This is a genomic window from Acinetobacter sp. YH12136 (assembly GCF_013418545.1).
GTDB lineage: Bacteria > Pseudomonadota > Gammaproteobacteria > Pseudomonadales > Moraxellaceae > Acinetobacter > Acinetobacter towneri.
This window is the reverse complement of the sequence record NZ_VPBV01000041.1, coordinates 1-15,831: the sequence shown is the minus strand read 5'-3', so window position 1 is coordinate 15,831 and position 15,831 is coordinate 1. Positions and strand designations below refer to the sequence as shown.

Sequence of the window (15,831 nt, the reverse complement as noted above, 5' to 3'; positions counted from 1 at the left end):
GTGTCACAGATGCGAAAAAGCAATTGAGTGCATATTTTGAGTTTTATAATCTGAAACGACCTCATTCGAGTCTAGACAAAATGACACCAAATGAGTTTTACTATGATCAGCTACCCCAACAAAACAAAGTGGCTTAACTAGAGCGGAATATCACTTATAAATACGCTTTTAGTTGTTCAAACAAGTGGAACCACCTTTAACGTGAGCTATATACAGCAAAAGCCACCAACGTTAAAATCCCTCCTAACCTCCCTTTAAAAAGGGAGGAATGTTTCATTACAAAGCCTCTGCTTGTGCTAGCTTCCCCCTTTGAAAAAGGTGAGCCATATATGGCGCAAGGAGGGGGATTAAAAAAATCTAAAAAGATGAGCTATGTATGTCACAAGAAAGCTAATTAAAAATAAACCACTTTTTAAAACAAAGAATAAAAAACCATGCAACCCTATAACAAAAATTTAAAATATAACGCACGACAGTTAAGAAACAATATGACCGAAGCAGAACAAAAACTCTGGTTACGACTGCGTCAAAAACAAATCTTGGGCTTACAGTTTTATCGGCAAAAGCCTATTCTGAATTTTATTGTAGATTTTTACTGTCCTGCGGCAAGTTTAATTATTGAATGCGATGGCAGCCAACATTTGAACGAAAAAGGCTTAAAGTATGATTTATTACGTGATCAGGCTTTAACTCAGTTAAATTTAACGGTGTTAAGATTTAACAATTTACAAATTTTGCATGAACTCGATGCAGTCGTCCAAACGATTGAAAATGTGATTTTAAGTCAACACGCTGATAATCCCTCCTAGCCTCCCTTTAAAAAGGGTGGGAGCATTTATTACAAAGCCCTTACTAGTGCTAGCCTCCACCGTTTACAGAATAATTTTCTGTTGAAATTTACAACAATACTCAACAATTCAAATTGCAAAACTCCACTCAAAAACCTATCTTGGTTACAGTTTATAAACGCTGAGAATATATAAGCATGTTTCCACCCAAAGCGCTGTTGGCGACACTGGCATTAAGCTCATCCTTAACCTTTGCCCAAGGCATTGTCTTAAATGACCAAAACTTACGTACCGATTTAAACTGGCTAAATCAGCAAGGTGTTATTCAAATCAGTACTTCAACTTGGCCTATGAGTGGTGATGAAATTCAACGTGCACTTTCTCAAGCCAATGTCAGCAACAACAATCATCAAAAAGTCATCGATGCAGTTGTGGCACATTTAAATGCTAATAACCAACTGCTCAAAGCCTCGCTTTTTGCAGAAACAGATCAAAAGAATATTCCACAGGCCTTTGGCGACCAACAAAAAGCACAATATCAAGCAGGTTTGGAACTCAATGCAGGCAATCAAAACTGGGATGCTAAAATTAGGGTCAATGCAGAAAAAGATCCACAAATTGACAACGATCAAGATGTCAATGTTGAAGGTTCGTATATTGCAGCCAAACTTTGGAATCAATGGCTCATTGCAGGGCAAATTCCAACATATTGGGGTCCTGCACATGATGGCAGTTTAATTCGTGGCGATGCTAGCCGCCCAGTTTACGGCGTAACTATGCAACGTGCTGAACAACAAGCTTTCAGCAACAAATGGTTATCATGGATTGGTCCATGGCAATATCAAGCCTTTGCAGGTCAGTTGCAGGATTATGATGCTGTACCCGATGCCAAATTAATTGGTTTACGTGTCACTGCACAACCGCTGCCTTATTTGGAATTGGGTGCTTCACGTGCCTTTCAATGGGGGGGTGAAGGTCGACCTGAAAGCTTGAACTCACTTTGGGATGCTTTTGTTGGCAATAAAGACAATGGTGGTACTGGCGAACCTGACCCCTCTAACCAAATTGCAGGCTTTGATGCGCGTTTGAACCTACAACCATTGCTAGAAGTGCCAATGGGCGTCTATGCACAATATGCAGGTGAAGATGAAGCAGGCGGCTTACCCGCTAAAAAAATGTATTTGGCTGGGGTAGACTATTCATCAAGCTATCAGAATATGCCATTCCAACTCTATACTGAATGGGCTGACACCCGTACCAACGGTACAGCACAAGGTATCACTTATAATCACAGCACCTATACTGACGGTTTCTACCAACATGGCTATCCTTTAGCGCATGCTATTGGCGGTGATGGACAAATGATTTCAGTCGGTGGTGATATTCGTTTTGATCGTATGAATCGCGTGAATGCACGTATGCTGTTTGCCAAATTAAATGAATCAAACCGCACAACTAACCAAGCTTTCCCAGAAAAAGATCAGTTAAAAGCTTTGGATTTGACTTGGACACACTATTTACGCCCAGATATTCCACTTAAACTGAATGGCTGGATCAGCGATTCAGATGTCCATGGCAATGATGGCGGTGCATCGATTGGCATTGAATTTCCTTTAGAAAAAGGGCTGTTTTCTTATTAAGTCTATAAGCTAGACCGAAAATACATCATGGATGAGATCGACACCGATTTCATCCATTTTATTTTGCATCATGCTCTAAAGCCCACACAGGCTAAACTTAACGTAAAATTTCAGGCAATCCCTTATAATTACGGTTTTTACCCAATTCAATTTTCATCTTTTGCAGCATTTGATACGGTTGTTGCTGCACAAACATATTCACAAAGCTTAAAGGAATGGCACCTTCAGGGTTGGCATAGCCATAGGTACTGACCTTTACTTTCTGATTGCCCAATTTCTGAAAAGTCCAATCGCCCTCATACTGCCGAATACGCACATAGTCAGGATTTAGCGGATAGCCGCCTTCAATGGCTGTGTTTTGAATGCTGATAATCCCCTGTGCATCTTTGCTCATTTTGCCTTTAACCACTAAATCTCGGTCTTTCAAGGGAAATGGAAAGTCCAGCACCATGTACAGTAAGAACTCACCTTTCTGATCATCTCGTGACAAGACTTTCACGCTGCCCACATAAGGCACCCATTTCACGGCATGATCAACATCTAAAATTAGAGCAGCTGCTTTTTCTAAAGGCACATTAAAGGTGGTTTCTGCCTTATACAAAAACACAGGGCTAGACTGCTGTTGAAAGGTCCAGACTTTAATATTGTTTTTATGTATGCTCAGTTTGGCATGTTCAAGGCTTTGCGCATGCGTGATACAGCTACAGGCGATCATGCCAAGAATTGGCAGAATTTTTTTCATTATCTTGTGCATCTTATTTTAGTTTTATGTGGGGTCTGATGCGTCATCATCCATGACATCAGACCCTAGTTTTAACTGCAGATCACGATTTGTTCAAGCAGTTTTTATTATTTTATCATCAGTGGCGATTTAAACCTGAATATCGTTAAATCCAAGGACATCTTTCATATCGTATTTACGCGCTTCGCGTCCCACTACCCACGCTGCAGCACGCACGGCACCTGCAGCAAAGTTCATGCGGTTGGTGGCTTTGTGAGTAATTTCCACACGCTCGCCATCGGCAATAAACATCGCGGTATGTTCACCCACAATGTCGCCACCACGAATGGTTTGGAAACCAATGCTCTTCCGTTCACGTGGCCCTGTATGTCCTTCACGGCAATAAACGGCATCTTGTTTTAAATCACGACCTAAGGTTGCTGCAATGGCTTCACCCATCATTAATGCCGTGCCTGATGGTGCATCGACTTTATGACGATGATGCGCTTCAATCACTTCAATATCTACGCTATCGCCAAAGACTTTGGCTGCTAATTCCAGCAGTTTAATAGATACGTTTACCCCAACTGAATAGTTGGCGGCATACACCACTGGGGTCTGTTGAGCCGATTCTTCTAAGAGTGCTTTTTGTTCATCATTCATGCCTGTGGTGCCAATCACAATCGCCACGCCTGCTTCACGACAAAGCTTTAAGTGCTGTGCAGTAGCAACTGGTGCGGTAAAGTCGATCACGACATCGCAGTCAGCTAATACTTGTTCTAGGCTGCCCACGACTTTCACACCGAGTGTACCCACACCTGCCAACTCTCCTGCATCTGCACCCAATAAACTGCTTTCTGGACGCTCTACTGCGGCAGCCAATTGGTAGCCTGCTTCTTGAACAGCTTGAATTAAGATGCGTCCCATGCGGCCGCCTGCGCCTAATACACCAATGCGTGGAGTTGCTGACATAGCATATTCCTAAAATAGATTCTAAATTGTGCTTACTATAGCAAAACTCGCTGCCTAGACTAAGTTTGTCTGCCAAGTTTCTGGGTTTATTTTTATCGGAAAGCGACTTTGACTGGGCTGCTGATGGTCACTTTACATACCTCAGGTAAACTTTTAACGAAGCGATGCTAAAAATTTATCTGAAAATACTCATTTTTTATTTTATTTCACAAATTTGCAAACTTGTATGCGCAGACTAGCCTGCACGAATGATAACAACTGCAAAAATTAAAGGGGATTTACATGCATTCGAAGAAAATTGTATTGGCATTATTGTTAGGCATGAGCACAGCATCCGTATTTGCAGAGCCTGCACTTCAAGAAGGGGATACGCTAGAAAGCCTGTCTAAAGTCCGTATTAGCGTGACACTACAAGAACCTCTTGCTGTTGAAGTCGATGCACCTGAACTAGAAGAAACAGCACCAACGGAAAATGTGGTTGTTGCAACCGTTCAACCACAAACTACCGTTGAAACAGCAACGACTGAAATGGTGGATGTTTTAGAGATTGATGTACCTGAAGTCGAATAAGAGTACAGCAGATACAACAAAGGCGATCTTCAAGATCGCCTTTATTTTTGAGTTTAGATGAGGTCGTGCTTTGACATACCTAACCTAGGTTTCCTTAATCAAACAAACGATCAAAGAAAGACTTTTTCTTTGGTGATGACTGACTGCCCTCACCTTCCATCGTCGTCTGCAACTCTTTTAACAATTCACGCTGACGTGCCGTTAAATTCACAGGTGTTTCCACCACAATACGGCAGAGTAAATCGCCCTGCATACTGGTACGCACAGGTTTTACCCCTTTACCACGCAAACGGAACAATTTACCCGTTTGTGTTCCCTCAGGTACTTTCAGGCTCACGCGACCATCTAGAGTAGGAATTTCAATTTCCTTACCTAAAGCAGCATCGGCAATGCTAACAGGCACATCCATATACAGATCAGCACCATCACGCTGGAAGATTTCGTGCTCACGCACCACCACTTCTACATATAGGTCGCCCGATTGACCATCACGAATGGCTTCACCTTTACCTGTTAAGCGTACGCGGTCGCCATTGTCCACGCCAGCAGGAATGGTCACCTCAAGGGTTTGCTGACGATCTGACACACCCGAACCATGACATTTTTTACATGGATTCTTGATGATTTTGCCCTGACCACGACAGGTACTACAAGTTTGCTGTACCGAGAAGAACCCTTGTTGCATGCGTACTTGACCCGCACCATGACAGGTTGGACAAGTTTCAACATCATTTGGATTTTCTGAGCCTTTACCATCACAAGCTTCACATGGCGCAGGTGCTGTAAAGGTGATGGTTTTCTTAACGCCTTTGACTGCTTCTTCAAGCGTCAATTCCATCACATAGCGTAAGTCTGAACCACGGCGTTGACGTTGCTGGCCACGCCCCCCCCCACCAAAGGCTCCACCGAAAATATCCCCAAACTGGCTGAAAATATCTTCCGCACTGAAACCACCGAAGCCGCCAGCACCACCGCCCATACCACCTTCAAAGGCTTGATGGCCCATACGGTCGTACATGCTGCGTTTTTCGCTGTCTGACAGAACTTCATACGCTTCTGAAGCTTCTTTAAACTTCTCTTCAGCTTCAGGATTGTCCGGGTTACGGTCTGGATGATATTTCATCGCCAACTTACGGTAGGCTTTTTTAATTTCATCATCACTAGCGGTTTTAGAGACGCCCAAAACCTCATAATAATCACGTTTAGCCATGTCTGGCGATGCTCCTCACGGAATTCTATTTAAAACTTAACTGAAGTCTGAAATTGGGGTCAAACTGAGTTTTACAAGGAAAAGCTGTTAAAAATTTTAGCTGAAGTGCTTTAGATGAAGTTCAAGCCATTAGAACACAGCTTTATTTTTCAAAAATTTGGATAGCCCTTTAATCCAAGCATTGATTAAAAATAAGAAGGCAATCACGGCAAAGACCACACCTGCTACGGTGCAGGCTTTGACCCATAAAAAGGCATCCCAAGGAAAGAAGGCCAATGGAATAAACCACAATGCAGCAAACAATGCCAACACACTGTAAATCACCACATTACGCATGATCCATAAAGCCTGTGCCTGTAACCAGACTTCAGTGCTATCGACCACAATCACTTTTCGTGCATACCAATACGCCAATGCACCACTCACCACAGTAAATAAAGCAAAAAACATAAACACGTAAGAGATCGCAACCGAACGGCGCAACTTTAACAAGTTATCTTGCTTCATAATGTGATTTAACCCCATCTGTGCCATGCTTTATTTTTTAATCTGGCGCATGCTGTGACGTATGCAAAGGCTGAAAAATATAAGGTGCTACTATATTGAAATTTTCCAAGTTTCGCACCCGTTATTATGTCACTTTTACAGATTATGTGGATTTTTTTTCACTTTAAACCACTGTGCATATAATGCAGGTAAAAAGAACAGGGTTAATAGGGTCGCGACAATTAATCCACCCATAATTGACACGGCCATCGGGCCAAAGAAAATACTGCGAGAAAGTGGAATCATGGCCAATACTGCCGCCAAAGCGGTCAGTACAATTGGACGACAACGGCGCACCGTAGCGTTAATAATCGCGTCCCACTGCGATTCCCCAGCCCGAATATACTGCTCAATCTGATCAATTAAAATCAAAGAATTGCGCATGATCATGCCCGATAAGGCAATGGTGCCGAGCATCGCCACAAAACCAAAGGGTTTGTTAAACAGCAACAGAAACAATACCACGCCAATAATGCCGAGCGGTGCAGTCAAAAATACGATGAATGCACGAGACATGCTACGCAGCTGAATCATTAACAAGGTCATCACCACTGCAAGGAAAAATGGCATGCCTGCATTGACTGACTTTTGCCCACGTGCCGACTCTTCAACTGTACCGCCCACTTCAATTAAATAGCCATTTGGCAATTTTTCACGCAAGGCTGCCATCGGTTCAGACAGTTCTGCCACCACCGTTGCAGGTTGCAAATTGCTACGAATATCACCACGTACGGTAATGGTCGGCAAGCGGTTACGATGCCAAATTAAGCCTTCTTCAAAACGGTATTCAATTTGTGCAATTTGCGCCAACGGCACCGATGTTCCACGTGAAGTCGGTATAGCCAAACTGCTTAAAGATGCGACATCTAGGCGCTCGGTTTGATCACCACGTAAACGGATTTCAATCAGTTCACGTTTTTCACGATACTGGTTGATTGCGGCGCCACTGATAGAGCTATTAAGGAAGTTAGCTAAATCCAGACTCGACACCCCCATTTGACGGGCACGGTCTTGATCAATCTGCAATTGAATGACTTTGCTCGGCTCACCCCAATCTAAATGCACATTGGTACTGTTTGGATTGGCACTGATGGTGGCTGCGACTTGCTGTGCCCATTGTCGCACTTGTGCCAAGTCTTCTCCTGACACGCGGAATTGCAATGGATAACCCACTGGTGGGCCATTTTCCAATAATGACACGCGAGTACGCACCTCTGGCAATAACAAGCGAATTTGTTCAGATAAATTACGGCGAATTTCATTGCGGTCTTCTAAAGACGATGCCAATACCACAAATTGGGCAAAACTGGCCTGCGGTAATTGCTGATCTAAAGGCAAATAGAAACGCGGTGAACCTGTGCCGACATAGGCTACATAATTGTCGATACCTTGTTGTTGTACTAAAAATTTTTCAACTTTTTTAACGGCTGCTTCTGTGGCTGTTAAGGATGCACCCTCTTCAAGTTTTAAATCGACTAAAATTTCTGCCCGATTGGAAGGCGGAAAGAATTGCTGCGGTACCAATTTAAACATGGCAATGGATAGGACAAAAATGGCCACGGTCGCTGCAATGACGGTTTTACGATAGCGCACACAGGTATTGACCCAACCTCGAAACACTTGATAAAAGCGGGTTTGATATGGGTCGTGTAATTCACCTGCGTGCTGTAGCACAGGCTGCGGTTCAGCTTGTTTGCGTACACGCGCCCAAAGACGTTGATACCACGGCGCTCGCTGTGCATGACGCTGAAAATCTGGCAATAATTTATCGCCCAGATACGGCACGAATAGCACGGCAGCAAACCAGGACACCACCAAAGCAATGGTCACCACTTGGAAAATTGAACGGGTATATTCCCCTGTACTTGAGGCTGCTGTGGCAATGGGTAAAAAACCTGCTGCGGTAATCAATGTCCCTGTCAGCATAGGGAAAGCAGTTGTTCGCCACGCATGGCCTGCAGCTTGCAAACGGCTATAGCCTTGCTCCATCTTAATTGCCATCATTTCAATGGCGATAATGGCGTCATCCACCAATAATCCGAGCGCTAGAATAAGCGCACCGAGTGAAATTTTGTGCAGCCCGACATCAAACAAATGCATACCTGCAAAAGTCATCGCCAAAACCAGTGGAATAGAAAATGCCACCACCAAGCCAGTACGAAAACCCAATGAAAAGAAGCTGACCAAAAGCACGATAATCACCGCCTCAGCCAAGACTTTCATAAATTCATTGACGCTGTGTTTTACCGCAACAGGCTGATCAGAAACTTTTTGCAGTTGCATGCCCAAAGGCAAGGTCTTTTGCAAACGGGCAAATTCTGTTTCCAGATTTTCACCCAAAGCCAGAATATCACCGCCTTTACGCATCGACACCGCAATGCCAATGCCGTTTTCGCCCATAAAGCGCATACGTGGTTGGGCAGGTTCGCTAAACCCGCGATAGACTTCGGCAACATCGCCCAGTTGAATGGTGGTGCCATTTACCAACAGCGGCATTTGTTTTAGCTCATCAACACTGTGCAACGCACCGCTGACACGTACCTGAATACGGTCTGAATGGGTTTCAAAAAAACCTGCGCTTGCCATGCTGTTTTGTTGTTGTAAGGCTTGCTGAATCGCGGTAACAGGAATACCGAGTTGCGCGGCTTTGGTGTTAGATAACTCAATCCATATTTTTTGATCTTGTAAACCCACCAAATTAACTTTGGCTACATCTTTGACCCGCTGTAATTGTAGCTGCAAACGGTCGGCATATTCTTTGAGGGTGGCGTAGTCATAGTCTGCGCCTGTCAGCACATAAATATTGCCAAAAGTGTCGCCAAACTCATCATTAAAAAATGGGCCTTGTACCCCTTGTGGCAGTTCATGGCGAATGTCATTGACCTTTTTACGCACCTTGTACCAAACATCTGGAATTTGGCTGGAGCGCATAGAATCTTTGGCAATAAAAGTCACCATGGACTCGCCCGGACGCGAATAGGCCATGATGCGTTCATAATCGCCCGTGCTCATCAATTCTTTTTCAATACGGTCAGTGACTTGTAACGAGACCTCTTTGGCGCTCGCTCCCGGCCAATAGGTTTGAATCACCATCACTTTAAAAGTAAACGGTGGATCTTCACTTTGTGCCAGTTTAGAGTAGGAAAAAATACCAACAATGCCCAACAACAGCATCAAATAGACCACTAAACCCTTATTTTTTAACGCCCATTCGGATAAGTTAAAATTCATATTTTAACGCTCCGTCTGTGTAGCAGCAGGAGCTGCCTGAGCGGTTGGATTGACCGCCTGTACAGCTTGATTGTCACGGTTAATTGGGCGGATTTTTTGACGATCACGCAGTAAATGTACGCCTCCCATCACCACATAATCTTGCGGCTGTAAGCCACTCAGTACAGGTACGCTGTCACGTCCATAAGCGCCCAATGTAACAGGAACTTGGCGCACAGTTGAGTCGGGCTGTAAGACCAAAACAAAGGCTTGTTGCCCTGTTGCCGACACACTAGATAAAGGCACATATAAGCCCTGATTGGCTTGGCGGGTCAAAAATACTCGCGCACTTTGCCCCAATTGAATCTGTGCATTGCCTTCGCGTAAAGCCACTTTGACTTTAAAAGTACGCGACTGATCTGCCGCAGGGGAAATTTCTCGAACCGTACCTGCAAAACGGGTATCGGGTTGTGACCATAAACTTACCGTTGCCTCTTGCCCGACTCGAATTTCACCCACCGCTTGTTCAGGCACGCCAATCACGACTTCACGCTCCCCATCAATCGCCAATTGATAAGCGACCTGCCCTGCCGCTAAAACCTGCCCAACTTCAATATTGCGTTCAGTAATCACACCATTTTTTGTGGCACGTAACTGGTTATAGTCGGTTTGATTACTGCTAACCGCATAATTGGACTGCGCCTGTTTCAACTGCGCCATGGCATGTTGATACTGGTTTTTGACTGCATCATATTGCGAGCGGCTGACTGCATTCATGGGTAATAATTGCTGAAAACGCTGTAACTCATCGCTAGCAACTTTTGCAGCAGATTGCGCACTTTCCAGTTGCGCACGCGCGGCATTGAGCTGCAATGCGGCATCTTGCACATCCAGTTTTGCTAAGACTTGCCCAACTTTGACCTGATCTCCCACATCGGCAAAACGCTGTGTAACTTGCCCTGCAACCCGAAATGCCAAAGCCGTTTGCTGACGTGCTTGCACCTCGCCTGCATAGCTTTTTTGCTCAAGATGTAAACTGCTGGGCTGGGTCACCATCACCAAAGGGACTTCCTGTTCAACCTCGGTTTTTTGCTTACTGCATCCAATTAGGGTGATACAGCACAGCAGCATCAGGCTGGCAATGAGATTCTGAGTCGTGTTCATCAGGTTTGCTCTTATTTAAACGTTTTTTTTAGGGCAGAATACGGTAGGGTTTGCTGACACTTCGTCTATGTTTGCGACAGCGCATATTTTTAGCTGATATAAGGCATGAGGCAGGAAACTTAGTCATTCTAAGTAACTGACTCATAACGTAATAGCAGTAAAAAATATGCTTGTTCCAAAGGACTGTGGCTAAAACTTTCTCAGATTGCGTTATGAAACTTGGTAATAGTCTCGCTATTCCCTGCGTTTCATGCCTGATCTGCTCAGTTTTAGCCTACAGCGCAAGCCATTTATGAAGTGCGTGCAAACCCCTATATTAAATTGATTATTTTTTAATTAATATACCACTGGGTACATTAATTAAAACTGAAGCGTCATTTTCCAGTTGTACTGATGCAAATTAGGATGAGCGTGTGCAGATTCATGTCGGACGACCAAAAGATTTAGAAAAACGCCAACGCATTTTAATGTCGGCAAAACACTTGTTTTTAAAGTTGGGCTTTCATGGTTCTAGTATGAATCAGATTGCACGTGAAGCAGGCGTGACCAAATTAACGGTGTATAACCACTTTCAAGACAAAGCCACGTTATTTTCCTGTGCCATTGAAGAAACCTGTGAAAGTCTGCTCAAAGCACAACCTTTGGACTTGACTGCACATAGCAATTTTAAGCAGGCCTTATACCAAGCCTGTAAACTGTCCTTGAACTTGGTCAATATGCCTGAAGCGATTAAATTAGAACATTTGCTGATGGAACTGGCCTCGGAGCAAAATCCGTTGGCATTGCAGTTTTACAATGCCTCACATGCCAAACTTCGCGCGATGTGGGAAAGCTTCTTTCGCCAAGCAGTAGAATTGCAGTTTATTCAGGCCGATGAACCAAAAACGCAAACTGAATTGATCGTTTCCTTACTGCATGGTTTACGTCACCATGAAGTTTTACTCGGTGTACGTGCCGTGCCCGATGCTGCACAATCTCAAAAGATTATTGAAGATGCGATTGGTATTTTTATGCTGCGTTATGGCTGAGCAAGCTAATTTTGCAGCCTCATCATGCGAAATCTAACTCTCACCTTACACATATACGAATGATCAACTGACTCATATCTCCGTCCTGTATTTCTCTCCTAAATACTGCCACTTGGCACTATAACTTCAGATGCGCAAAATCCATGCAACTTTTGTAGATAGCCCGCTTGGATTGTATCTAAATCGGGGTATAGTCTTAACAGAGTAGAAAAACACAGAACATGGAGAACAACGAATGATTCAACAAATTGATGCTCCTCTACGCGATGACGTACGCTTACTTGGCAACTTATTGGGTGAAACCCTCAAGTTACACGCAGGACAAGATTTGTTTAATCAGGTCGAACAAATTCGTGCTTTATCTAAAGGCGCGCGCGATGGACAAGCCGAAGCTGAAAAACAACTCGAACAACTGTTTTTAAGTCTGGAAGATGACGAAATCTTACCGCTCACCCGTGCCTTTACCCACTTTTTGAATTTTGCCAACATCGCTGAGCAATATCATGTGGTGCGGAGCCGTCGCCAAAGCGAATTTGATGAAAATGGCGTTTCTCCAAACCCGCTAGATCACTTATTTATCAAGTTTAAAGACAACCAAATTTCTGCAGAAACACTCTTTCAACAAGTCTGCGAGCTAAAAATTGAGTTGGTTTTAACTGCGCATCCGACTGAAGTCAGCCGTCGTACCCTCATTCAAAAATATGACGATATTAATGACTGCTTGTTTAAAATGGATCAGCAAAAACTGACACCACGTGAACGTCAGGCAGTTTTGGCAGATTTAAAACAGCTGATCAGCTCGGCTTGGCAAACCGATGAAATTCGCCAACATCGCCCAACCCCTGTCGATGAAGCCAAATGGGGCTTTACCACCATCGAACAAACCTTGTGGAATGCGGTGCCTAAATTCATGCGTGAGTTAGACAGCATTGTGCAGGAACATTGTGGGCAAAGCCTGCCGCTGAGTGTTGCGCCTGTGCGTTTCGCCTCTTGGATGGGCGGTGACCGCGATGGTAACCCGAATGTCACTCATAAAGTTACTCAAGAAGTGCTGTGGCTGTCACGCTGGAAAGCAGCAGAACTGTATTTACGTGATATTGAAAACCTGCGTTGGGAACTTTCCATTCAGCAATGCAGCCCAGAATTGGCAGATGCTTTGGGACATTTCCATGCCGAGCCGTACCGTGAATATTTACGCGACACCCGCGAACGCCTAAAAGCCACCCGCGACTGGTTAGCAGCGAAACTGCAAGGCAAAGATGCAGATGACAGTTTGGTCATCAAAAGCAAAGACGAACTGTTACAGCCTTTATTGCTGTGTTATCGCTCGCTGACGGCTTGCCAATTATCAGACATTGCGAACGGCAAATTGTTGGATTTAATTCATCGTGTGAATTGTTTCGGCATTGAATTACTAAAACTGGATATTCGCCAAGAATCGGGACGTCATCGTCAAGCCATTTCTGCCATTACCGAATATTTAGGTTTGGGCAATTTTGAAACTTGGACTGAACAAGCGCGTCAGAACTTCTTGCTTCAAGAGCTACAAAGTAAACGTCCGTTATTGCCAAAATTCATGCAGGAACCTGCACAAAGCCTGATTCAACATCCCGATGTGCAAGAAGTATTTGCCACCATGCGCACTTTGGCTGCACAGCCGCAGGAAAGTTTGGGGGCTTATATTATTTCCATGGCGGAATATCCAAGTGATGTGTTGGCGGTATTATTGTTGCAAAAAGAAGCAGGCATTCAGCATCCTTTACGTGTGGTGCCACTGTTTGAAACCCTGAAAGACTTGGATGGGGCTGCTCAGACCATGAATACCCTATTTAATATGCATTGGTACAAGCAGCATATTCAGGGCAAACATGAGGTGATGATTGGCTACTCAGACTCCGCCAAAGATGCAGGTTTCATGTCTGCCAACTGGGCACAGTACCGCGCGCAGGAAGAACTGACTGCGGTAGCGCAGCAACATGCTGTGCAGCTGACTTTATTCCATGGTCGTGGTGGTTCCATCAGCCGTGGCGGTGCGCCAACGCAACAAGCATTGTTCTCACAACCTCCAGGGTCTATTTCAGGTGCAATTCGCGTCACCGAACAAGGTGAAATGATTCGCTTTAAATTTGGGCTTGAAGGGGTTGCCTTACAAAATCTGGAAGTCTATACCGCTGCAACCTTAGAAGCGACGCTGATGCCACCACCTGTGCCGAAAGCAGAATGGCGCGAGCTGATGGATAACATGACCGAACTTTCGGTGCAGGTCTATCGTCAAACCGTGCGTGAAAATCCGCATTTTGTGAAATATTTACGCACTGTCACGCCAGAGCTGGAATTGCAAATGTTGCCACTCGGTTCACGTCCCGCGAAACGTAAAGTGAGCGGTGGAATTGAATCCTTACGTGCCATTCCATGGGTATTTGCATGGACACAAATCCGTTTGATGCTGCCTGCTTGGTTAGGGACAGGCGCAGCAATTAACCAAACGCTCGATCAGGGACAAAAAGCCACTTTGGATGAAATGCTCAGCGATTGGCCGTATTTCCAGACTTTGATTGATATGCTGGAAATGGTGTTGTCTAAAGCCGACAGCAATATTGCCCTGTACTACGAATCTAACCTGACCGATGACGAAGACTTAAAACAACTGGGTGAGCAACTCCGTCAACGTCTGCGTGATGCTGTGACGACTTTACTGACCCTTAAAGGTGAATCGCAATTGCTCAGCAGCAATGATGTGCTAGATCAATCGATGCGGGTGCGTAAACCTTATTTATTGCCACTGCATTTGCTACAGGCAGAATTGATGAAACGTCGTCGTTTGTATTTGGCAGAACAGCATGCCGAACATACCCCTGTCGATCATGCCCTCATGGTGAGTATTGCAGGGATTGCAGCAGGCTTACGCAATACAGGTTAAGACCTAACGAATAGCACAACAAGCAGAGTCATGCTCTGCTTGTGGCTCATTCACTCACTTAAACATGATTTGGGACGGATGACTACATATTAGGCTAAGTAGAAAAAATCATAAAAAAACATGATAACTGGCATTTTTTATGATTTCTGTCTCAACTTATTTGAATTATGCTTAGATTAGACAATAAATAAGAGTTTGGACTTGCCTATGCCAGAAAGCTCTACAATGACGACTTTATTAAAGCTAAAAATTTTTTATTTTTTCAAGGGTATAAAAATCTCCTCAGTTTAAATAACATCCAAAAATCACGTGTCGTCAGTGGCTTGGTTTTTTTCTTTCATTTACTCTTTTTAGTGGTACTTTGGCTCAGTCAAAGCCAACCCCTGTTTACCCCATACATGCTGCCATGGGTATTGGGTTGTTTAATATTGTATTTGCTGATTGCCTTGGTCTTTATATGTCATCAGCTATCGTATTCCTGAAAATCAGACCACACTCTATTATTTTCCAATTCTGTGTTTAGGCTTTTATAGCAGCTCACTCATGAGTATTGGCTATTTTCTGGGTCAAATGACGGTACTCACAGGCGTATTTACCATTGGCTCCATTTTTACAGGCTTATTGTTGTTTAAACGCAGCATTATCTTTTGGGGCACCATTCCCTGCTTGGTGGTATTTTACGGTGGTTCTTTGCTGACCTTGCGCAATATTATCCCCTATGCGCCCGTTTTTCAGCCCTATACGTTTACCAGTGCGGAATTCCAAAATTTCATGCTCATCAATAACTTGATTGGCAGCACCATCATTGGTGTTCTGTTGGCCATTTTATTTAATACTTTTTTGGGACGCTGGATGATTCGTGAAGAACATCAGCAACAACTAATTCTGCTTGATCCACTCACCCAAACTGTTCCTTAAAATGTATTCAAACATACTCAAGGACTAATTCGCACTCTGTTAATGTCTTGTTGCCAAGCGTGTAACTAGAGCCTGAGTCGGTCAGTTCCGACTTGTAGCGGTCAGTCCGTTCTTGCAATATACGCTTTACAGTTTTGTAAGGCG

At 44.1% G+C, this 15,831-nt stretch carries 13 protein-coding genes; 7 read left to right on the top strand and 6 right to left on the bottom strand.

Annotated elements, in window-relative coordinates; all coding sequences use genetic code 11:
- From FTU71_RS13585 to FTU71_RS13575, 3 genes are all read left to right on the top strand, one after another.
- Positions 1-137: integrase core domain-containing protein (locus tag FTU71_RS13585; RefSeq protein WP_180052275.1), on the top strand; the 137-nt coding region annotated here is incomplete at its 5' end.
- Between the two features lie 297 nt (positions 138-434).
- Positions 435-809: an endonuclease domain-containing protein gene (locus FTU71_RS13580; protein WP_167845641.1), complete on the top strand. Its 375-nt coding sequence runs from the start codon at positions 435-437 to the stop codon at positions 807-809.
- Between the two features lie 176 nt (positions 810-985).
- Positions 986-2,428, top strand: a complete 1,443-nt coding sequence (locus FTU71_RS13575; RefSeq protein ID WP_180112097.1) for a capsule assembly Wzi family protein — start codon at positions 986-988, stop codon at positions 2,426-2,428.
- Positions 2,429-2,525: 97 nt separating this feature from the next.
- On the opposite strand, the gene FTU71_RS13570 is transcribed toward FTU71_RS13575, so the two are convergent.
- Entirely contained in the window at positions 2,526-3,143 is a 618-nt protein-coding gene (locus FTU71_RS13570; protein WP_373684975.1) for an START domain-containing protein, read from the bottom strand.
- Positions 3,144-3,299: 156 nt separating this feature from the next.
- Complete coding sequence (gene dapB, locus FTU71_RS13565) at positions 3,300-4,121, bottom strand: 4-hydroxy-tetrahydrodipicolinate reductase (RefSeq protein ID WP_180112095.1); 822 nt, start codon at positions 4,119-4,121, stop codon at positions 3,300-3,302.
- 282 nt (positions 4,122-4,403) lie between these two features.
- On the opposite strand from dapB, the gene FTU71_RS13560 reads away from it, so the two are divergent.
- A complete protein-coding gene (locus tag FTU71_RS13560) occupies positions 4,404-4,691 on the top strand; it encodes a hypothetical protein (RefSeq protein ID WP_178318998.1) in 288 nt (95 codons plus the stop codon).
- 94 nt (positions 4,692-4,785) lie between these two features.
- Here FTU71_RS13560 and dnaJ read toward each other — a convergent pair whose 3' ends face one another.
- From dnaJ to FTU71_RS13540, 4 genes are all read right to left on the bottom strand, one after another.
- Entirely contained in the window at positions 4,786-5,901 is a 1,116-nt protein-coding gene (gene dnaJ / locus FTU71_RS13555; RefSeq protein WP_004970338.1) for a molecular chaperone DnaJ, read from the bottom strand.
- A 129-nt stretch (positions 5,902-6,030) separates the two neighbouring features.
- Entirely contained in the window at positions 6,031-6,408 is a 378-nt protein-coding gene (locus FTU71_RS13550; RefSeq protein ID WP_180072906.1) for a hypothetical protein, read from the bottom strand.
- A 135-nt stretch (positions 6,409-6,543) separates the two neighbouring features.
- Positions 6,544-9,678: an efflux RND transporter permease subunit gene (locus FTU71_RS13545; protein WP_180112094.1), complete on the bottom strand. Its 3,135-nt coding sequence runs from the start codon at positions 9,676-9,678 to the stop codon at positions 6,544-6,546.
- A gap of 3 nt (positions 9,679-9,681) precedes the next feature.
- On the bottom strand, positions 9,682-10,821 hold the full coding sequence (locus FTU71_RS13540) for an efflux RND transporter periplasmic adaptor subunit (RefSeq protein WP_180112093.1): 1,140 nt from the start codon (positions 10,819-10,821) through the stop codon (positions 9,682-9,684).
- A 413-nt stretch (positions 10,822-11,234) separates the two neighbouring features.
- Here FTU71_RS13540 and FTU71_RS13535 point away from each other — a divergent pair, with 413 nt between their 5' ends.
- The 3 genes from FTU71_RS13535 to FTU71_RS13525 all read left to right on the top strand — a co-directional run bounded on the left by FTU71_RS13535 (position 11,235) and on the right by FTU71_RS13525 (position 15,687).
- The gene (locus FTU71_RS13535) at positions 11,235-11,849 is read left to right on the top strand and encodes a TetR/AcrR family transcriptional regulator (RefSeq protein ID WP_019837343.1); all 615 of its coding nucleotides are present in this window, start codon (positions 11,235-11,237) and stop codon (positions 11,847-11,849) included.
- A gap of 235 nt (positions 11,850-12,084) precedes the next feature.
- Positions 12,085-14,769 carry a phosphoenolpyruvate carboxylase gene (ppc, locus tag FTU71_RS13530; RefSeq protein WP_179994297.1) on the top strand — a complete coding sequence of 895 codons (2,685 nt, stop codon included), beginning with the start codon at positions 12,085-12,087 and terminating at the stop codon, positions 14,767-14,769.
- 441 nt (positions 14,770-15,210) lie between these two features.
- On the top strand, positions 15,211-15,687 hold the full coding sequence (locus FTU71_RS13525; RefSeq protein ID WP_180009311.1) for a hypothetical protein: 477 nt from the start codon (positions 15,211-15,213) through the stop codon (positions 15,685-15,687).
- Positions 15,688-15,831 lie beyond the last annotated feature (144 nt).